Here is an 18,541-nt window from a genome sequence, read left to right as displayed (position 1 = left end):
TGCCATGGCTTATCCAGGAAAGAAAAGAAAAACGTATGAAACGCCTCGTCTTCCATGGCAAGCGACAAGGATGACTGAGGAAGCAGAATTGGTCAAAAAATATGGTCTAAGAAATAAGCGAGAGCTTTGGAAGGCATATAGCACACTAAGAAAATACCGACGAGAAGCCCGAGAATTACTTGCAGAGATAACTGAACCTGGCGAGGTGGGGAATTATGCTCGATCGAAATCAAAGAACGTGTTAGGGAAACTAAGCAAGATAGGCTTGCTAAAGAAAAATGCTGAATTAGATGAAATTCTCGCCTTAGGAATCGAGGACATATTGGAACGACGCTTGCAAACGTTGGTCCACAGAAGAGCTCTTGCAAATTCTGCCAAACATGCTCGCCAGCTCATTGTTCATGGCCATGTAGCGGTTGCAGGTAGAAAGATTACCGTTCCGAGTTACACCGTTCTAAAGGACGAAGAGTCCAAGATCGAATACTACGCTAAACCTCCTATTGCTCAGACTCAGAAAGAGGTGTGAAAGCATGTCTGATGGAAAATGGGGTATTGCACATATCTATGCATCGTTTAATAATACGATAGTAACCATAACAGACCTAACAGGGGCAGAAACCATTGCAAAGTCATCGGGTGGGATGGTGGTTAAAGCAGATAGAGATGAGGGCTCACCATATGCTGCTATGCAAGTTGCAATGATAGCTGCAGAGCAAGCCAAAGAAAAGGGCATCGTAGGCGTTCATGTACGAGTGAGGGCCCCGGGGGGTAACAAACAGCGGAGTCCAGGTCCAGGTGCGCAAGCCGCAATTCGGGCATTGGCTAGGGCTGAATTGCGAATAGGAATAATTGAGGACGTGACACCCATACCTCATGATGGAACGCGGTCGAAAGGTGATAGGAGGGTCTGAGACGAAAATCGATATAAGAGAGCTATCTGATCGCAGAGCGAAATTCATATTGTCTGGCGTTTCATCCGCTTTCGCAAACGCTCTAAGGCGGAGTGCGATCGCAGAGGTGCCAACACTGGCGATAGATGATGTTAACATATACGAGAACACATCTGTATTATTTGATGAAATGCTTGCTCTGCGTTTGGGCTTAATCCCCCTGGAGACCGATCTGGAGTCCTATATATTGCACTCTGAGTGCAAATGTGAGGGGGGGTGCCCACAGTGTCAAGTATCTCTGACGCTAAGCGCTGAAGGACCGAAAGTTGTTTATTCCGGAGAGTTAAAGTCATCTGACCCAAAAATAGTTCCTTCAGACAAGAGAATACCCATCATTAAACTCATGGAAGGTCAAAAAGTGGGGTTGGAGGCAATAGCAAGGTTAGGCAAAGGTCGAGAGCATTCGAAATGGCAACCAGCTGTGTGTAGCTACAAAAATATGCCGACCATCTCTGTATCAAAATGCAATGGGTGCGGTGCCTGTGTGGAAGTCTGTCCGACTGGCATACTCAAGCTGGATGATACCTTGAAGATTACTAACGAACTCGATTGTTCCCTGTGCCGCCTTTGTGAGGATATCTGCGAGTTAGGGGCGATACATATTAGCAGTGATCCTGCATCGTTCGTGTTTAACCTTGAAGCCCATGGTTCGCTTCCAGCAGAGGAGATAATCTTAAGGTCAATAGATAACATAAAAGAAAAGACTGATGGGCTAAAAAAGTGCTTGAAGAAGCTAAGTTGAGCGGGGGTTGCCAAGTCTGGTCAAACAAGCCCTTTTCCACCTCGCTTGACGGGAAATGAGAAAAGGGTAGGTCAATGGAGAAATGCAATTTCTCCTTGCTGGGTCAAAGGCGCAAGGTTGAGGGCCTTGTCTCGTAGGAGTTCGCGAGTTCGAATCTCGTCCCCCGCATATGGCAAAAACAAATCCAAGATTGGTCAAATTAGTAGAGGGTCTTAAGATCAAATCACGTGAGAGAGAAGCAGCAATCTGGAAAGATGTAGCAAAGCGGCTAGAAAGACCGACGAGAGATTACGCAGAAGTTAACGTCGGTCAAATAAACCGACATGCATTAGAGGGGGAAACAGTGCTCGTGCCAGGCAAGGTGCTTGGCTCTGGTATTCTAGATCACTCAGTGGCGATAGTTGCTCTTGACTTTAGCCTTTCTGCTAGAGATAAAATCGCGAACGTGAAAGGAAAATGCCTCACAATAGAGCAATTAATGGAGGAGAACCCCTCTGGTAAGGGAGTTCGAATAATTCAGTGATTGAAATGACTATAATCAATGCAGATGGGCTCATATTAGGACGGTTGGCATCAAGTATATCAAAACGTCTACTCTTGGGTGAAGAGATAATCATCGTGAACACAGAAAAAGCCGTAATTTCAGGCTCGAAGTTGAACACGTTCGAAAAGTACAATAGACAAGTAAATAGAGGCACCACGGAGAAAGGCCCGTATTACCCAAAGAGACCAGACCGGATACTAAAAAGGACAATTAGAGGCATGCTTCCCTATAAACGAAAATATGGGCGGAGTGCATATTCCAGATTGAAAGTGTATATTGGAGTGCCATATGAGCTGCAAAATGAGCCTTTTGAGACCATTAAGGATGCTAAAATGACAAGATTGAGTAAGATTAAATATATGCGGTTGGGGGCCCTAAGCCAAAAACTTGGTGCTAAATGGTGATTCAATGACAAAGATTGTCAATGAAAGTGGTAAGAGAAAAACAGCTATTGCAAGAGCCACAATAAAGAAGGGTGTTGGCAAAGTCACGGTGAACAAAAAACCCCTGGAGATCTTAGAGCCAGAGTTGGCACGACTTAAGATCTCTGAGCCATTGCTCATTGCAGGTGATGTTGCTTTGGGCGTGGATGTCGATGTAAATGTGAAAGGCGGAGGCGTCATGGGCCAGGCGGATGCCGTTAGAACGGCAATAGCAAGAGGATTGGTAAAATGGACCGCTGATGAAAAACTCAAGAGCCTATTCTTAGAATATGATCGAAATTTTTTGATCAGCGATGCCAGGCAAAAAGAGCCCAAAAAAATTGGTGGACCTGGTGCAAGGGCAAAGTATCAAAAATCATATCGGTGATGGACATGATTCCAGTTAGATGCTTCACATGTGGAAATGTCATATCTAGTTCGTGGGAGGAGTATAAAAAAAGAGTTGAGGAAAGAAAAAAAGAGAGGGGAACAAACGAGATAAAGGTGGGAGATATACTAGATGACCTGGGCATTAAGAGATATTGTTGCCGACGCATGATATTGTCGCATGTGGAGTTGGTGGATGCGCTGGCAAAGTATTAGCAGGGGTTGTGGGGTAGTCTGGTTTATCCTTCGGCGTTCGGGTCGCCGTGACCTGAGTTCAAGTCTCAGCAACCCCATCCAAAGGTGATTGATTGGATCAAAAATATACGAAATATGAGAAAGCGAGGATAATTGGTGCTCGTGCATTGCAGATTTCAATGGGTGCGCCAGTTTTAGTGAATTTAGAAGGCCTGGATATTCAAGATATTTGTGATCCAATCGAAATTGCGACACTCGAAATGAAAAAAGGCCTGTGCCCCATCACGGTAAATAGAAAAAAGGATTAGACCCCTAAAAGCCCCTGTTTAAACCGTAGATTGTCAAAGATTAAACCCTCTGGGATAGCGCCAATTAGTCATTCAAAGGAGGAAAATTTGTGACGATAATTCAGGATGTGATGATTCGAGAGATATCCGATAGCAGGGGGAACAAAACCATTGAGGTCGATATACGTACGAAAAGCGGTTTCGGGAGAGCGGCAGCACCATCTGGTGCCAGCAGAGGAAGTTTTGAGGCAAGAGTTCTCTCAGTTCCAGAAGCAATCTCAAAAGCAAAAGAAAATGTTCTCCCAAGATTGATCGGTGTGGATGCTATGGACCAAAGGAGTATAGATGCGTTGCTCCATGAGATAGATGGCACAGATGACTTTTCGAACATAGGCGGCAATACGGCTGTTGCGACATCCATGGCAGTAGCAAAAGCAGCGGCATCATCTCTTGGAGTACCATTGTATCGACACCTTGGGTTAGGTAAAAATCTCCCTTATCCGCTGGGTAACGTAATCGGAGGGGGGGCACATGCCCCGGGAGGGACTGACATTCAGGAGTTTTTAGTGCTACCAACAGGTGCAAGATCTATGACAGATGCCGTATTTGCTAATGCCTTAGTCCATAAACAAGTTAAGACGTTATTGGACGATAGAGGCATACCTTGTGGTAAAGGTGACGAGGGGGCATGGGCCCCAAAGATAAGCAATGAGGAAGCGCTTACACTCATATCTGAAGCGATGGAGGATGTATCGGATCATGTCGGATTCAAGATGCGTGCTGCTATTGATGTAGCTGCGACAGAATTATGGGACGGTTCATCCTATATATATTCGAATGTTAACCTCAGTGGAGAGGGGCAGAGGCAATACATTGAGGAATTGATAGACCAATACGACCTATATTACGTAGAGGACCCGCTCCACGAGCAAGACTTCGACGGATTCGCTAAACTAACCTCTGATGCGAGTTGTTTGATCTGTGGCGACGATTTGTTCGTCACGAATTTGATCAGAATAAAGCGAGGCATAGAAATCGGTGCAGCAAATTCCGTGCTGATCAAACCAAATCAGATAGGAACGGTAACAGATGCTTATAAAGCAGTAAAGATGGCAAATGCTAACGGTTATGTTTGCGTTATGTCCCATAGGTCTGGTGAGACTACTGATGATACGATAGCTCACCTAGCAGTCGCGTTTGGTACCCCAATCATCAAGACGGGCATAATAGGGGGAGAAAGAATAGCAAAACTTAATGAATTAATCAGGATAGAAGAGTCGGGTGAAAAGATGGTGGAATTAGCATGAATGAAGATTTTATGGATACCGAATATGAGTCACTTATACCCATGGACGAGTATCTGGCTTCAGGCGTTCATATCGGAACTCAGCAGAAAACTGAAGACATGATGAAGTTCATCTATCGGGTGAGAACGGATGGGCTGTATGTCTTAAACGTTCAGGCAACAGATCAACGCATTAGAGTTGCAGCTAAGATGCTGGCAAGATACGATCCAGAGAAAATAGTGATCGTTTCTGCAAGACAATACGGTCAGCGACCTGCGGAAAAACTCGCCAAATCGATCGGTGCAAAAGCGATTGCAGGGCGATTCATACCTGGAACGTTGACAAATCCACAATACCTAGGTTATACGGAGCCGGACCTATTAATCGTAACAGACCCGAGTGGAGATGCGCAAGCTGTTAAAGAGGCGGTGAGCATTGGGATTCCTGTTATAGGAATGTGCGACACCAACAATATGACCACCAACGTCGACCTGGTGATCCCCACAAACAACAAGGGAAGGAAGGCACTGGCAGTAGTGTACTGGTTGCTCGCCAGGGAAACCCTCAAGGAAAGGGGGGAGCCATTTAGCTATGCTATAGAGGATTTCGAAGCAGAACTATGAGGAGTCTATGAGAAGGCCTGTTGTTGCAGGACAATTCTATAGAGGTGACCCAGAAGGTCTGAGATCTCAGCTAAAGGGCTTTTTTGATGTGGCCGTCCCTGAAGAGGGAAATGAAAGTGTAAGCGGAGGAGTGGCACCACATGCCGGCTATGTTTACTCAGGGCAAGTGGCGGCCCAGGTCTATGCTGCGATCCCTTCCGCCGAGACATATGTCCTCATCGGGCCCAACCACCATGCAATCGGCTCCATCATCGCTTTGTCAAAAGAGACCTGGAGCACGCCCTTAGGCAAGGTGGAAGTGGATGAAGAAATCGTGGATGATCTCTCTTCGAGCATAGACGTGGACGAGGTTGCTCACAGATATGAACACTCGATAGAAGTTCAGTTGCCGTTTTTGCAGTACAGGTTCAAGGAGTTCAAGATCGTTCCCATAAGCATGGGCTTACAAGATGAGGAAACTGTCAAAGATGTCAGCATTGATCTGGCGAATGCATTAAGAGATAAAGATGTCGTGGTGTTGGCATCCTCCGATTTCACCCATTATGAGCCTGACAAAGTGGCAAGGGAGAAGGATAGCTCGGTGATAGAGGCAATCCTTGAGCTGAATGCTTCGAAATTCTATTCCCGAATCTATGAACATCAAATGTCGGTTTGTGGCTATGGGCCCATCGCAGTCATGATGGAGACCACAAAGGCACTGGGAGCAAAGAAAGGCAAATTGCTGAAATATGCTACCAGCGGAGATGTTACTGGTGATAAATCCAGTGTGGTTGGTTATGCGGGGATAGTGATAGTCTGACAGTTATAGGACTGGTTTTTGTTGCGTTAAGATTGGCATAAGACTCTTTAGAAATGAAAAAGGTCAAAAATGAAAGGGCAAACTAACAAACAAAAATTTATAGCGATCGGAGTTTGTTTTATGGGAGCTGGAGCAGCCCTTATGGCAGCAGTTAATCCTGGCGTTGGTGCTGGACTGATGGTCGTAGGAGTCGCATGGATCATCATCGGCTTGAAAAAGCGGAAAAGCGATAAATGAGATACCAATCAAATCGAATTAAACTCCAAATCCGAAATCGATTAATTCATTTTAAATTTCGCTATGTTATCTCTTTGAATATAAAGTAAGCAGCTTACATCAAAAGTAAGAAAGCATTTATAATGGATAGTTTATTCTCCTTATAGAAGCATATATTAAAAAGATGGATAGTTTGTATGGTTGACACGTCTACTATATTATTTGGGGGAGGTGCAATATTAGCAGTCATAGGTGCTGCTTTATTCAGTGCAAGAAAATTCCTATTACAGAGAAGCGAAAAGGAACTCGATGAAATTGAAACAAAATACTTCAATGAAGTTCTAATTACAGAAACCAAGAATTTGGCTGAGGCTGAAGACGTTAGCAGAGAGAAGATTGAGAACTATAAATCTTACTTGGACAGTTGGTATAATTTAAAAAATAATAGGGGAATCCTAAATACTACCACTATGTGGCTTTTCATATTATTTATGTTAACGATAGGTTACCTGGTCCTTTTATCAGCTGATATGGTAAATACAGAGTATTTGATTTTGTTTTTTTTAACTTACATATTCTTTATTTATATGTTAATTATTAGTTCAAAACAGATTAGAGACATCGTAAATAAAATGAATGAAGATTTATCTTATCGTAAATAGGCATTTTGATAAAATGTGAATTCCTAACTGATAGAGGATTTTATGTAAAATCAACGATTATGAAGTAGGAGCACGCTCTCTAAAATATTCTCACGCGTCTATGGGGCAGACGCTTGGCTCGGATTAATATCTCCATTTTGAGCCTCTCTTTTCTGCAAAACTTCAAATACGCTCCCAAGCGTAACGTTAGTCGAATATAGATCTTAAGGGGTTAAAAATGTTTGTTGGTGCTGATGGTTGTAAAGCAGGCTGGTTTACGATTCTACTTAAAGAGAATGATGACTGGGAGATAGAAGTTTTTCCAGACATTTCAAGCCTTTGGAATAAATACAAAAATGCCTCCTGGATACTTCTCGATGTCCCCATTGGTTTAAGAGAGAAAGGATATGAAGAGCGGAAATGCGATAAGAAAGCTAGAGAATTGCTTGGCTCTAATCGTGCCTCCAGTGTGTTTCCAGCACCTTGCCGCCCTGCAATTTATGCTTATGTCAAGGGTTATGAGGAGGCTAACAAGATCAATGAGCAAAAGACAGGAAGAAAGTTATCCTTACAGACCTGGAATATAATTCCTAAGATACGTGAAGTAGATATCCTTTTTTCCAAAGACGAATTTGCTAAATCGAAGATTAGGGAAATACATCCAGAGATATGTTTCTGGGCACTTAGTGGTCATCCGATGCAACACTCAAAAAAGAAACCTGAAGGGCAATCGGAGCGTAAGCAGATATTACAAGCCATTTATCCTTGTACAGAGGACATAATAGAGCATGCTTTATCCACCTATAGAAGAAAGGATGTTAAAATAGATGACATTCTCGATGCCTTATCAGCAGCAGTTACCGCAAGGGTAGGTATAAACAAGCTTGAGTCAATCCCAAAAAAGTCGGAATCTGATTCAAAGGGCTTGAAGATGGAGATGATATACTGTCCTTACCAGAAGTAATGCAAAATCATGTGAAGAATCGTCAAGCATCGGCATTTATCAAAAAGCATTTGTATATAATTAAAGATAAAGAGCTGAACAAAATGAACAATAAAAAGGTAGGTTATGGGAATTGGGTTTCAAAGAGAATGTTGATCACTTTTCTCGGGCTCACATTACTTTTCGGTGTAGCCTCGTTTTTACCTGTTCACATAATTGTTCGGAGTATTCTTGGGTGTCTCTCAGCAATTTTCTTGTTAATCTTTCTATATTTTTATTATGCTCACCATGTGTTCGGCAGAAATGATGGAGCGTTCCAGAAAAAGATAATCGATCTCGTGATGGACAAACTAACCTGGGATGGTCAAGGGAAAGCTCTGGACATTGGCACGGGCTCTGGGGCATTGGCAATTAGTATCGCCAAGAAGTATCCTAATGTAAAAGTCATGGGAATTGATTATTGGGGAAAAAATTGGGGCTATACAAAAAAGATGTGCGAAAAAAATGCGGTTATTGAGGAAGTTAGCGATAGAGTTATATTCAAAAAAGCAAGTGCAGCCAGTCTGCCGTTCAATGATGGGGAATTCGATGCTGCGGTGAGCAATTTCGTCTTCCACGAGGTCAGAGACGCCAAAGATAAACGAGAGCTGATCCAAGAGTCTCTTAGAGTTGTTCGAAAAGGCGGTGCGTTCTCATTTCAAGATTTGTTCCTAATCGGGAAATTCTATGGAAAAGTGGATGATCTTCTTAAGGTCATCGGTAGCTGGAACATTGAAGAAGTGCATTTTACCAACACCTCAAAGTTAGTCAAGATTCCACGATTACTTCGCTTGCCCTGGATGCTTGGAAAGATAGGAATTATTTATGGAAAAAAGTGAGTATGTCACTCATTTTTTTTTGCAATGTCGTTTCATTTAATAGCGATGTAAAAACTTCAATTTATAAATAACAATAAATAACTAGGATTTCAGTTTTAGAGCTACTCAATCTCTCCCACGATTTCTTCAACCAAATCTTCTATGGTTAGCAGGCCCAGCAATTGGTCTTTTTCATCCACTACAATGGCAAGATGCTCTCTGGCTTTTTGCATTTTCCTAAGTGCTGCATCAGCTCGCTCATACGCTTTAAGCTTGAAAATAGGCTTCATAATTTGCTTTATCTTGGTATCCCTATTTTTATATTTCAAAGCGTCTTTTATATTGGCGACTCCAACTATATTGTCGTTGCGATAGACTGGCATTTTGGAGACGCCGGCTTTGCCTGCACGCTCTAAAAAGTGTTCTATGCTCTCAAGCTCTTCAATGGAAATAATTCTATCTTTGGGCACCATTATCTGCCCAAGAGAAATCTGGTCCAGCTCAAAAACCTCATGGACCATTTCGCGTTCGCTCCTTTTTATAGTGCCGAGGTCTTCTGCCACTTCCAGAATAGTTCTCAGCTCCTCCTCGGTGATTGTGAGCTTCTGCGAGGGCAGCTCCCTGCCAAAAGCCCTAATGAGGTTATTTGACAAAAATGTAAATCCTGAAGCCACTGGAGAGAGAAAACGTATGACAAACTTTACTGGCAAAGCAAATCTTAGAGCTATTTTCTCGTTTCTCATCGCAAGTGCTTTAGGGGTGATTTCACCAAATAAAAGTAGAAGGAACGTCATGCCCAAGGTAGCGATTGCAATGCCCATATTACCAAAAATTCTTAGCGTAATCGTACCTGCAATTATTGAAGCGAGCACATTCACAAAATTATTTCCCACGACTATCCCTGTAACGAGTTTGTGAGGCTCTTTTAGGAGTTTTTCGATTATTAGTGCACGCTTGTCTCCTTTTTTTGCATTATGTCTTATCCTTATTTTACTTATTGTCATAAGAGCCATCTCTGCCGCTGAGAAAAATGCAGAGAACATCACCAGAAAAATCAGACAAATTATTCCAATAACGATCCAGAAATCCACCATTTCTTTTTAACCTTTTTATAGTTCACAATTAAATTTGGTAGATAGGATGTCAACATATGATATTTAAGTTTGCCCTCGGAATATTTGCCATTACCTTCGCAACAAGACTCTTAAGGTAACACTCTTTTACATTACATAGAAAAGATATAAAAAATATATAAACAATATGCAGCCAACAATACCGCCCCTTCCCTTCTGGAAATAGAGGAGCCCGTGTATAACATAAGAATAATAACTAAACACATAAAGATCAAAAATATAGTTGCAAGCCAAGAAATCATTTCTATTTGAATTGGCAAGACCAATGAACAGACGCCCAATATAAGTGTTATGTTAAATATGTTGGATCCAATCAAATTACCTATGGAGATGTCTGCCTCTCTTTTATAGGAGGCAACAGAAGAGACAGCCAATTCTGGTAAAGAGGTACCAACTGCTACTACGGATAATGCCAGTACAACATTCGGTATTGCTAGAGCATTTCCAATAAAAATAGATGACCTAACAAGAAGTTCTGCACTCACGATTATCACCATTGTACCCACGATAATAAACAAAATATTTTTGGAGATGCCATTTTTTTGTTTCCCATTTTCTCGAGCATTACCGGTCTCCTTTTTAGCCAATCCTACGAAGAGATACAAATATAAAACAAACACAACTAAAAGTATAATTCCACCGATCCAATTGAGTGCGCCCCTGATTGAGACCACCATGAACAGGGATATCACCCCCAACATGATCGGCATCTCTCTTTTGATGATGACCCTCTTAACCTTTAGTGGTCTCACTAATGCACTTATGCCTAAAACAAGAAGCAAATTTGCGATGCAAGACCCTAGCACATTACCTATGGCTATACTTTCGTAGCCTTCCAAAGCAGCCAAAAAAGATACAAAAGATTCTGGTGCAGAGGTCCCATATGCTACGATTGTTAGGGATATGATGAGAGGAGATACGCCTAATTCGGCAGCAGTTTTTGATGCGCCGTCTACCAAAATTTCTGCACCCTTGCAGAGGAAAATTATACCGATTATGAATATAGCGGAATATAGTAGGAGTTGCATCATTCTTCAAAGGTAATGCCTAATCACTTATATAGCTGATGATTAAATTAAAAGTTGAACCAACTAGTTTGCCCAGATAAAACGTGAGAGGCCTCTGGAATATAAACGAAAATATCAAACTTGAAATAGCATATATTTATTGAAACCGCCCCACATAATAGAAAGCATTATTTAAAAGAGAGAATGTTAATGAAATGAAAAACGAATATAACCATTTATTAGGGAGTTGGCTCTTTGCTGACTTTGATTTTCGTTTTTCTGGCATTAATCTGGAAACATAAGTATCCATCTGACTTATAACTAAATGACTCTACGATCAGAGATATAAGACTCACAATAAACAAATGGCATCAGAATCATGATTTTGTCACGTTTCACGCATACTTTTATCTGGGAAGCTTAATGTATAGGTAAATCATGAAAATTGGTGCATCTACAGCAGTCTACTGGAACTACAAGGATCATGACCTTCCAGCAGCCATAGATCACATGTGCGACATGGAATTCTCTTGTGTGGAGATCGTCTGTGAACATCCTTTTTACACAAATTGGGCAACAAAAGACGCAGATAAGGAGCGGGGGTTAATAAAGGAGAGTTTGGATTCTTATGACCTAAACGTTTCCGTGCATGCACCTTATCATGATGCTAACATCGCCAGTTTTAATCCTGGGATAAGGTCTGAGGTTGTTCGGCAACTAAAAGAAGCGGTTGACGTTGCATCTGACCTTAATGCAGAAATACTTGTAGTACACCCAGGATTTGTGGCATCAAGGAAGTACCCCCGAGATAAGATATACGAGATCATGATAGATACTCTCATCGATATCACAGATTATGCGAGCGAAGCCGATATGACCCTAGGGTTAGAGAACCTTGCCAGTAAGCCTAAGGCATTGGCAGTACATGCAAAAGAGCTAATCAAGATAGTTGCAGATGTAGGTTCAAAAAATTTGCGAGTGACATTTGATGTTGCACATGCCAACACAATCGGAACACCTATTATTGATTTTATCGACGAGCTTGGACCACTCATAAAACATGTCCACGTCAGCGACAACATCGGTTTTAATAATCATTTGCCAATAGGAATTGGTAACATCGATTATAGGGCAGTACTTTCCAGACTGATCAAAAATGATTACAGGGGATTTTTGATAATCGAAGGATGGATACCAAACGATCCTGACCAATTCATTAAACTTAGCAGGGATAAGCTAAAAAATCTGTTGAAAGATTTGTGAGGAGTTCATGGCTATTTGTTCTGCACCTGGAAAAATATTCTTATGCGGTGAACATGCCGTTGTCTACGGGGAGCCTGCTATCGCGTGTGCCATAGATCTGAGAACCCGCGTTAGGGTTCAAGAAGGAGAAAAGTCCAAGATAACTAGCCCTTATGTAGCCGGAGCTGTAAAAAAGATTTCTGATCTGGTGGAATTTGAAAGTGTAACCATAGACATCCATTCTGACATTCCCGTTGGATCTGGGCTGGGGTCCTCTGCTGCTGTTACAATTGCAACTTTGTTTGCACTAAATATGGAGTTCGGCGTCGGTTTGAGCAAAGAGGAGATAGCACAATTAGGGCACCAAGTTGAAAGGGAAGTACAGGGCGCTGCAAGCTTGACTGACACGTTCGTCTCTACGATGGGCGGTGTCTTTTTTGTGCCAGCTGGTAGGAGACTGAACAGCTTGGACTGCGGGATAGTAATCGGAAACACGGGTCTATCCTCCTCAACAAAAGAGGTCGTAGCCCAGGTGGCTCAACTTAAGGACAAGCATCCCGCCATAATTCTGCCCATATTCCACACAATTGGAGAATTAGCAAGAAAGGGCGAGTATTTAGTAAATGAGCGTGATTATAAGAACGTTGGCGAGTTGATGGATATAAATCAAGGTTTGCTCGAATCCTTAGGCGTGGGTTGCCCTGAGTTGTCTGCACAAATATATGCTGCGAGAAAAGCTGGTGCTCTCGGCGCAAAGATAACCGGTGCTGGCAAGGGAGGGTGTATGGTGGCACTTGTCGACTTTGATAAAATGGGGGAGGTCGCATCTGCCATAGAAAGCGTTGGTGGAATGGCAATCCATACAAGGGTAACAGAAACAGGTGTAATACATGAGTGAGGTTACGATACTAAAGATCGGTGGAAGCGTCCTGACTGATAGGAGTAAAGAGAGAACCCTTAAATTGGGAGAGATTAATAGAATTGCAAAAGAGATTGCCTCCGCTGATGTAAGAGACTTGATCATAGTGCATGGCGCCGGCTCGTTCGGGCATCCACAAGCCAAGAGATTTGACTTGGATGTACCCGGAAAATGTGGTTATGAGACCATACTTATTCATAATATAGTAAAAGAACTCAATAGAGTGTTCATCGAAAAATTGGCCGAGAATGGAATGCTTGTTGTGCCCGTTCACCCATTAAACTGTACAATCTCTCGAGAGGGACGGTTAGAAAATATGATGACAGATCAGATCAGATTAATGTTAAAAAATGACCTAGTCCCGGTATTTCATGGCGATGTGGTAATGGACAGGATTTGGGGGAGGGCAATACTGTCTGGCGACCAAATAGTCGCCCATGTCGCCAAGTGCTTAAATGCAGAGAGAGTAGGCATTGGAACCAATGTTGACGGGATAATGGAGGGTACGAAAGTCATGGATGTTATCACTCCGGAAGAGTTTTGCGGCGTTAAAAAATTACTAAAGGGATCCAAGGATGTGGATGTCACTGGGGGCATGGCATCCAAGGCAAATGAGTTGTTTAAACTGGCAGAAGAGGGGGTCTCATCTCACGTATTTAATGCATCAAAAAAAGGTCTTGTCATGAATTTCTTAAGTGGTGAAAGAAATTTCGGTACCATTATTAGAGGTGATTGATCTGGACATACCTAGCAGAAAGATCGAACATCTGCGGCTTTGTGCAGAGAAGGATGTTGAATCATCCCCTAGTGGATTTGAGGATATTATGTTAGTCAATAAGGCGTTACCGGAGATTCACATGGAAAAAATTGACCTAAGCACCGTCTTTCTTGGCAAGCATTTTAAAGCGCCTATTATGATCGCATCCATGACAGGCGGGCATCCTGAAACAAAGAATGTGAATGAGGCACTAGCAGGAGCGGCAGAGGAGCTTGGTATTGGTATAGGGGTGGGCAGCCAAAGGGCAGCTTTAGAGGATCCCAAGCAAGAGGATTCGTTTCGTGTCGTCAGAGATATCGCGCCAAATGCATTCATCTACGCAAATATAGGTGCCGCCCAGCTGAAGGAATATGGCATAAGCGAGATCGAACGAGCGATAGAAATGATCGATGCAGATGCCTTATCAGTTCACCTGAACTTTTTGCAGGAGGCAATTCAACCAGAAGGGGAGGTTGATGCCAGAAATTGCATTAAAGCGATTCGTGCAATATGCGATGAAGTTAGCGTCCCGGTGATAGTAAAAGAGACTGGTGCGGGAATATCACATGCCGTTGCAGTAGCATTAAAAGAGGCGGGTGCTGCTGCGATAGACGTTGGAGGGCTTGGAGGTACTTCCTGGGCAGGTGTAGAGGCCTATCGAGCAAGGGCAGAAGGAGATAAAATATCAGAACATCTGGGCAAATTGTTCTGGAACTGGGGCATTCCCACAGCCATCAGCATCGTCGAATCATCTGTTGGCGTTCCGATCATTGCAACTGGTGGCATACGCAATGGTATACACATGGCAAAGTGTATTACTCTTGGAGCCTCTCTTTGTGGGGTTGCACTGCCCTTGGTGGGGCCTGCCCTGAAAGGTAGGCAAGAGGTAGTTGATGTACTTAAAAGGATGACAGAGGAGCTGAGGGTAGCGATGTTTCTAACGGGTTGTCCTTTCATAGAAGATTTAGGCAACGCTCAACTCATCATAACGGGTGAGACGAGGGAGTATCTAGAACAAAGAGGATTTGATACGGCGAGGTTTTCAAGATGACAGATACAGATATAGGGATAATTGCAGTCGGAGGATATGACGAAGTTGGAAGAAACATGACTGCGATACGGTATGGAAAGGAAATAGTAATAATGGATATGGGCCTTCGCCTTGACAGGGTTCAAATTCATGAAGATGCGGAGACGGAAAAAATGCACTCATTAGACCTTATCAGGGCGGGCGCCATACCAGATGATACGATAATGAATAATATCGAGGGCACCGTCAAAGCTATTGTCTGCACACATGGCCATTTGGACCACATAGGTGCGATCCCAAAACTAGCGCATCGATATAGTGCCCCCATCATAAGCACGCCTTTCACAATGGAACTAATATCACAAGAGATCTCCTCAGAGATGAAGTTCGGTGTGGAAAATGAACTGCGCATACTAAATGCCGGTGAGACTTACCCCATCACAGAGGATATTTCGGTCGAGTTTATTGGAGGACAGCATAGCATAATCGATTGCGTATTTGCTGCGATCCACACCCCACAGGGAATAATCCTATATGCCAACGACTTTAAGCTCGATAGAACGCCTGTTCTCGGAGATGCGCCCGACTTTGATCGGTTAAAAAGTTTGGGGAAGGAGGGCGTAGTTGCCATGATCGCCGAGAGCACCAATGTTCAGCGGTCTGGCAAGACTCCATCGGAGCAGATCGCGCGTGATTTGGTCACTGATGTGCTGGTAGGCACTGAAGAAACAAAATCAGGTGTGCTTGTAACGACGTTCTCATCACATATCGCACGAATCAAAACGATAGTTGAAGCAGCCAATAAAATGGGAAGACGCCCAATATTACTTGGCAGATCCATGGAAAGGTATTCTGAAGCTGCAAAGCGGTTAGGATACATTGATTTCTCTGCAGAGGTGCGTGGGAGCAGAAGATCGATCGACAAAGCTCTTAAAAGGGTCATGACAGAGGGCAAGGAGGAATACTTGATGATCCTGACTGGGCACCAAGGAGAGCCCGGTGCTGTCCTCTCCAGAATAGCGAATGATTCAACCCCCTATGAGATCGAGAGGGGAGATAAGGTCATATTCTCAGCGAACGTGATACCAAATCCACTTAGTGCCGCTAACAGATATATTATCGAGACCAAGCTACAAATGAAAGGCGTTAGGATATATGATGACGTGCACGTTTCTGGACATGCATCCAGAGAGGATCACTGGGAGTTACTCAGAATGGTCAATCCCGAACAAGTCATACCTTCCCATGGAGAACTTAGTATGACTTCAGCATATGCAGAATTGGCGGAAGAGGCGGGCTACGTATTAGGAGATACCGTGCATGTTTTACGCAATGGACAAGAGCTTTGTCTCAGGTGATGTTCATGCATATACTCGATGAAATCAAAAAAAGGGGGAAGATGGTAGATGAGGCCATAGGGCAACTATTGCCCATCATCCATCCTGAGGGGCTTTATCAAGCAGCTCGATATTTAGTTGACGCCGGAGGCAAACGAATTCGTCCTGCGATGTTGATGCTAGCAGCTGAGTCGGTCGGTGGTGACGTAAAAAAAGTCCTTCCTGCAGCAGTTTCCATAGAGCTCATTCATAATTTCACGCTTATTCACGACGATATCATGGACCAAGACGAAATACGAAGAGGCAATCCAACAGTTCATGTAAAATGGGGATTGCCAGCAGCGATACTAGCAGGAAATACGCTCTATTCGAAGGCATTCGAGATCATAACAAACGTCGATGCTCCGCCAAAGATAGTAAAACGCTGTCTGTGCATTCTCTCGAAAACATGTACGGATATTTGTGAAGGTCAATGGATGGATATGGAACTCGCGAAACGAAGCTCTGTTAGTGAGGGCGAATACCTCAAGATGGTCCAAAAGAAGACAAGCGTCCTATTTGCAACATCTGCCATGATTGGCAGCTTGTTCGGTGGTGCAACCCCTGAGATCGCGGACGCATTATGGCAAGCAGAAAGCACAATTGGAGTTGGATTTCAAATACGTGATGATGTGTTAGATTTGATCACACCAGAAGTGCGACTTGGAAAAAGGAGAGGTAATGACCTTATGGAAGGAAAAAAGACATTGATAATGATCCATGCGCTCACAAAAGGCGTTAAATTGGATGCACTTAGCAGAGACTCTTCCAGAGAAGAGATCGACGATGCAGTTCAACAATTAATTGATGTTGGATCAATCGATTATGCGATGGAGAAGGCATTTGAATTAGTGGAACAGGGGAAATCCAAGTTGGATGTGTTGCCAGATTCCACTGCAAAGGAGTTATTAATGGAGTTGGCAGATTACATGATTACTCGCACATATTAAACTTTTAACACATATTCGGGTATAAGTCTTGCTGCCAGTTCTCCAAGACCTAATTCAAGTGTTTTAATCACGACTTCCCTACCCCTATAAATAAACTCGATGTCTTTGGGATTACTAAATATTTTATGCCCTATAGCATTGTGCATCTCAACCTCAAAGTATCTCTCACCTTTTACTTCAATTACATTTGTCACCGTGAGCAGGTCTCTAAACGTATATCCTCCTCCATGGGGTAAAATATTCGCATTTTTTAAAGATGAATAAACGCCCAAAGTTTTCGCCCTCTTGGAAAAACCTAGAATTTCAATCATTTCATCAGAGAGATTCTCTTTGCCCTTTATCAAATATGCGGGCAGATCTGCTCTCAGGGCTATGGGGAACAGGGACCCTCTCTCGTCTTTTATGTAATGTGAGCCCAAAATAATCTCATTATAGTTCAATAACCCCTGATGTAATGGATTTGATATCTCCTCAAAATCTTCAAATAACATTTTTGCTGCTAACCTTCTCTTTTTCTTGGAAAAATTATCTGCAAAATGAAAGAAGCGTAAATATTCTGTCGCATCATTATCGAGAATTACGTTTGACCTTCCAAATGGTGTTTCTATCGTCTCTGCCATTTCACTTAGTATCTCACTTTTATGAACATAAAGCCCAAATCCCTTAACATTGTCGCCCTTTAATTCTGGCGCCCCACTATGGATAATAAACGCATAATCAGGAAAATCTATGTCGGCTAATCTTACGACCTTGAATACATCAATAAAATGGTTGCTTTGACTAAAATCCCATTTTACTTGGACATCATCGATATATGATTCCTTGGTCTCTATATCATTGATTCGCTCTATGAGACTGCCAGGCTGTGGCAGTTCATCCATGCCTCCGACAAGCATACCGCAGGCATTCGGCATCACATCCAAGATTATTGCCTTAGAGGTCCCATCACCCCACGAGATCTTGCCCCCATAACCAAAACCATTGGTCCATCTCATTTTGTTCTTGGTGACAGTTTCATCTGGACCTGAGAGAAAGATAGCGTTAGACTCCATACCCAATTGTTCTTGTATCCAGTGAATCTTCGCAATTCCATATTTCATGTTTTCCCTGCAGAGTGAAGAGCCTATATCCTCTAAACCAGTTGAAAATATGTGCTTCTTCGCTATTTCGAGCCTAGGATTTGACATATCATTTCACCTCAGTAAAAGAGCGACAGTAGATACTTAACAGTAAGA

24 protein-coding genes and 2 tRNA genes are annotated in these 18,541 nt (G+C 42.9%); 23 read left to right on the top strand and 3 right to left on the bottom strand.

The window, feature by feature from the left end; translation table 11 throughout:
• Positions 1-4 precede the first annotated feature (4 nt).
• From PHI74_00990 to PHI74_00910, 17 genes are all read left to right on the top strand, one after another.
• Entirely contained in the window at positions 5-526 is a 522-nt protein-coding gene (locus PHI74_00990; protein MDD5484594.1) for a 30S ribosomal protein S4, read from the top strand.
• A 4-nt stretch (positions 527-530) separates the two neighbouring features.
• On the top strand, positions 531-911 hold the full coding sequence (locus PHI74_00985) for a 30S ribosomal protein S11 (GenBank protein ID MDD5484593.1): 381 nt from the start codon (positions 531-533) through the stop codon (positions 909-911).
• Positions 877-1,692 (top strand): DNA-directed RNA polymerase subunit D, encoded by an 816-nt coding sequence (locus tag PHI74_00980; GenBank protein MDD5484592.1) that lies wholly within the window; start codon positions 877-879, stop codon positions 1,690-1,692. The genes PHI74_00985 and PHI74_00980 overlap by 35 nt, the downstream gene beginning before the upstream one ends.
• Positions 1,693-1,860, top strand: a tRNA-Leu gene (locus tag PHI74_00975).
• A gap of 1 nt (position 1,861) precedes the next feature.
• Positions 1,862-2,215 (top strand): 50S ribosomal protein L18e, encoded by a 354-nt coding sequence (locus tag PHI74_00970; protein MDD5484591.1) that lies wholly within the window; start codon positions 1,862-1,864, stop codon positions 2,213-2,215.
• Positions 2,216-2,220: 5 nt separating this feature from the next.
• Positions 2,221-2,640, top strand: coding sequence for a 50S ribosomal protein L13 (locus PHI74_00965; GenBank protein MDD5484590.1), 420 nt, complete (start codon positions 2,221-2,223; stop codon positions 2,638-2,640).
• A gap of 4 nt (positions 2,641-2,644) precedes the next feature.
• Complete coding sequence (locus PHI74_00960) at positions 2,645-3,046, top strand: 30S ribosomal protein S9 (GenBank protein MDD5484589.1); 402 nt, start codon at positions 2,645-2,647, stop codon at positions 3,044-3,046.
• Between the two features lie 5 nt (positions 3,047-3,051).
• Complete coding sequence (locus PHI74_00955; protein ID MDD5484588.1) at positions 3,052-3,261, top strand: DNA-directed RNA polymerase subunit N; 210 nt, start codon at positions 3,052-3,054, stop codon at positions 3,259-3,261.
• A gap of 2 nt (positions 3,262-3,263) precedes the next feature.
• A tRNA-Pro gene (locus PHI74_00950) sits at positions 3,264-3,338 on the top strand.
• 15 nt (positions 3,339-3,353) lie between these two features.
• Positions 3,354-3,548, top strand: coding sequence for a DNA-directed RNA polymerase subunit K (locus PHI74_00945; GenBank protein ID MDD5484587.1), 195 nt, complete (start codon positions 3,354-3,356; stop codon positions 3,546-3,548).
• A gap of 89 nt (positions 3,549-3,637) precedes the next feature.
• Entirely contained in the window at positions 3,638-4,834 is a 1,197-nt protein-coding gene (eno, locus tag PHI74_00940; GenBank protein ID MDD5484586.1) for a phosphopyruvate hydratase, read from the top strand.
• Complete coding sequence (gene rpsB, locus PHI74_00935) at positions 4,831-5,436, top strand: 30S ribosomal protein S2 (protein ID MDD5484585.1); 606 nt, start codon at positions 4,831-4,833, stop codon at positions 5,434-5,436. The genes eno and rpsB overlap by 4 nt, the downstream gene beginning before the upstream one ends.
• Positions 5,437-5,443: 7 nt before the next feature.
• The gene (locus tag PHI74_00930; GenBank protein ID MDD5484584.1) at positions 5,444-6,235 is read left to right on the top strand and encodes an MEMO1 family protein; all 792 of its coding nucleotides are present in this window, start codon (positions 5,444-5,446) and stop codon (positions 6,233-6,235) included.
• Positions 6,236-6,304: 69 nt separating this feature from the next.
• Complete coding sequence (locus tag PHI74_00925) at positions 6,305-6,472, top strand: hypothetical protein (GenBank protein MDD5484583.1); 168 nt, start codon at positions 6,305-6,307, stop codon at positions 6,470-6,472.
• A gap of 176 nt (positions 6,473-6,648) precedes the next feature.
• A complete protein-coding gene (locus PHI74_00920) occupies positions 6,649-7,113 on the top strand; it encodes a hypothetical protein (GenBank protein ID MDD5484582.1) in 465 nt (154 codons plus the stop codon).
• Positions 7,114-7,330: 217 nt separating this feature from the next.
• Positions 7,331-8,056 carry a DUF429 domain-containing protein gene (locus PHI74_00915; protein ID MDD5484581.1) on the top strand — a complete coding sequence of 242 codons (726 nt, stop codon included), beginning with the start codon at positions 7,331-7,333 and terminating at the stop codon, positions 8,054-8,056.
• 83 nt (positions 8,057-8,139) lie between these two features.
• A complete protein-coding gene (locus tag PHI74_00910) occupies positions 8,140-8,913 on the top strand; it encodes a class I SAM-dependent methyltransferase (GenBank protein ID MDD5484580.1) in 774 nt (257 codons plus the stop codon).
• A 101-nt stretch (positions 8,914-9,014) separates the two neighbouring features.
• On the opposite strand, the gene PHI74_00905 is transcribed toward PHI74_00910, so the two are convergent.
• On the bottom strand, positions 9,015-9,986 hold the full coding sequence (locus tag PHI74_00905) for a hemolysin family protein (protein ID MDD5484579.1): 972 nt from the start codon (positions 9,984-9,986) through the stop codon (positions 9,015-9,017).
• A gap of 131 nt (positions 9,987-10,117) precedes the next feature.
• The gene (locus tag PHI74_00900) at positions 10,118-11,053 is read right to left on the bottom strand and encodes a calcium/sodium antiporter (GenBank protein ID MDD5484578.1); all 936 of its coding nucleotides are present in this window, start codon (positions 11,051-11,053) and stop codon (positions 10,118-10,120) included.
• A 417-nt stretch (positions 11,054-11,470) separates the two neighbouring features.
• On the opposite strand from PHI74_00900, the gene PHI74_00895 reads away from it, so the two are divergent.
• Genes PHI74_00895 through PHI74_00870 form a run of 6 tightly spaced genes read left to right on the top strand, consistent with a single transcriptional unit; the run spans position 11,471 to position 17,306 of the window.
• Positions 11,471-12,295 (top strand): sugar phosphate isomerase/epimerase, encoded by an 825-nt coding sequence (locus PHI74_00895; GenBank protein MDD5484577.1) that lies wholly within the window; start codon positions 11,471-11,473, stop codon positions 12,293-12,295.
• Between the two features lie 7 nt (positions 12,296-12,302).
• A complete protein-coding gene (gene mvk, locus PHI74_00890; GenBank protein ID MDD5484576.1) occupies positions 12,303-13,172 on the top strand; it encodes a mevalonate kinase in 870 nt (289 codons plus the stop codon).
• Positions 13,165-13,929, top strand: coding sequence for an isopentenyl phosphate kinase (locus PHI74_00885; protein MDD5484575.1), 765 nt, complete (start codon positions 13,165-13,167; stop codon positions 13,927-13,929). Before mvk ends, PHI74_00885 begins: the two co-directional genes overlap by 8 nt.
• A complete protein-coding gene (fni, locus tag PHI74_00880) occupies positions 13,892-15,001 on the top strand; it encodes a type 2 isopentenyl-diphosphate Delta-isomerase (protein MDD5484574.1) in 1,110 nt (369 codons plus the stop codon). The genes PHI74_00885 and fni overlap by 38 nt, the downstream gene beginning before the upstream one ends.
• Complete coding sequence (locus tag PHI74_00875) at positions 14,998-16,338, top strand: RNase J family beta-CASP ribonuclease (protein ID MDD5484573.1); 1,341 nt, start codon at positions 14,998-15,000, stop codon at positions 16,336-16,338. The genes fni and PHI74_00875 overlap by 4 nt, the downstream gene beginning before the upstream one ends.
• Positions 16,338-17,306, top strand: a complete 969-nt coding sequence (locus tag PHI74_00870; protein MDD5484572.1) for a polyprenyl synthetase family protein — start codon at positions 16,338-16,340, stop codon at positions 17,304-17,306. The genes PHI74_00875 and PHI74_00870 overlap by 1 nt, the downstream gene beginning before the upstream one ends.
• Here the strand turns inward: PHI74_00870 and PHI74_00865 are convergent.
• Positions 17,303-18,493 (bottom strand): hypothetical protein, encoded by a 1,191-nt coding sequence (locus PHI74_00865; protein ID MDD5484571.1) that lies wholly within the window; start codon positions 18,491-18,493, stop codon positions 17,303-17,305. The two genes, PHI74_00870 and PHI74_00865, sit on opposite strands and share 4 nt — an antisense overlap.
• Positions 18,494-18,541 lie beyond the last annotated feature (48 nt).

This window comes from Methanocellales archaeon (genome assembly GCA_028715985.1).
Taxonomy (GTDB): Archaea; Halobacteriota; UBA148; order UBA148; family UBA148; genus UBA148.
The sequence above is the reverse complement of the archived record's forward strand: the minus strand, read 5'-3'. Positions and strand labels throughout refer to the sequence as shown.

Coding starts and splice junctions, on each gene's coding strand:
- PHI74_00920 (MDD5484582.1), top strand. CDS start 6,649: ATGGTTGACACGTCTACTATATTATTTGGGGGAGGTGCAATATTAGCA.
- PHI74_00965 (MDD5484590.1), top strand. CDS start 2,221: ATGACTATAATCAATGCAGATGGGCTCATATTAGGACGGTTGGCATCA.
- rpsB (MDD5484585.1), top strand. CDS start 4,831: ATGAATGAAGATTTTATGGATACCGAATATGAGTCACTTATACCCATG.
- PHI74_00980 (MDD5484592.1), top strand. CDS start 877: ATGGAACGCGGTCGAAAGGTGATAGGAGGGTCTGAGACGAAAATCGAT.
- PHI74_00990 (MDD5484594.1), top strand. CDS start 5: ATGGCTTATCCAGGAAAGAAAAGAAAAACGTATGAAACGCCTCGTCTT.
- PHI74_00925 (MDD5484583.1), top strand. CDS start 6,305: ATGAAAGGGCAAACTAACAAACAAAAATTTATAGCGATCGGAGTTTGT.
- PHI74_00985 (MDD5484593.1), top strand. CDS start 531: ATGTCTGATGGAAAATGGGGTATTGCACATATCTATGCATCGTTTAAT.
- PHI74_00915 (MDD5484581.1), top strand. CDS start 7,331: ATGTTTGTTGGTGCTGATGGTTGTAAAGCAGGCTGGTTTACGATTCTA.
- PHI74_00955 (MDD5484588.1), top strand. CDS start 3,052: ATGATTCCAGTTAGATGCTTCACATGTGGAAATGTCATATCTAGTTCG.
- PHI74_00930 (MDD5484584.1), top strand. CDS start 5,444: ATGAGAAGGCCTGTTGTTGCAGGACAATTCTATAGAGGTGACCCAGAA.
- PHI74_00905 (MDD5484579.1), bottom strand. CDS start 9,986: ATGGTGGATTTCTGGATCGTTATTGGAATAATTTGTCTGATTTTTCTG.
- PHI74_00900 (MDD5484578.1), bottom strand. CDS start 11,053: ATGCAACTCCTACTATATTCCGCTATATTCATAATCGGTATAATTTTC.
- PHI74_00870 (MDD5484572.1), top strand. CDS start 16,338: ATGTTCATGCATATACTCGATGAAATCAAAAAAAGGGGGAAGATGGTA.
- PHI74_00895 (MDD5484577.1), top strand. CDS start 11,471: ATGAAAATTGGTGCATCTACAGCAGTCTACTGGAACTACAAGGATCAT.
- PHI74_00865 (MDD5484571.1), bottom strand. CDS start 18,493: ATGTCAAATCCTAGGCTCGAAATAGCGAAGAAGCACATATTTTCAACT.
- PHI74_00970 (MDD5484591.1), top strand. CDS start 1,862: ATGGCAAAAACAAATCCAAGATTGGTCAAATTAGTAGAGGGTCTTAAG.
- mvk (MDD5484576.1), top strand. CDS start 12,303: ATGGCTATTTGTTCTGCACCTGGAAAAATATTCTTATGCGGTGAACAT.
- PHI74_00960 (MDD5484589.1), top strand. CDS start 2,645: ATGACAAAGATTGTCAATGAAAGTGGTAAGAGAAAAACAGCTATTGCA.
- PHI74_00875 (MDD5484573.1), top strand. CDS start 14,998: ATGACAGATACAGATATAGGGATAATTGCAGTCGGAGGATATGACGAA.
- PHI74_00885 (MDD5484575.1), top strand. CDS start 13,165: ATGAGTGAGGTTACGATACTAAAGATCGGTGGAAGCGTCCTGACTGAT.
- PHI74_00910 (MDD5484580.1), top strand. CDS start 8,140: ATGAACAATAAAAAGGTAGGTTATGGGAATTGGGTTTCAAAGAGAATG.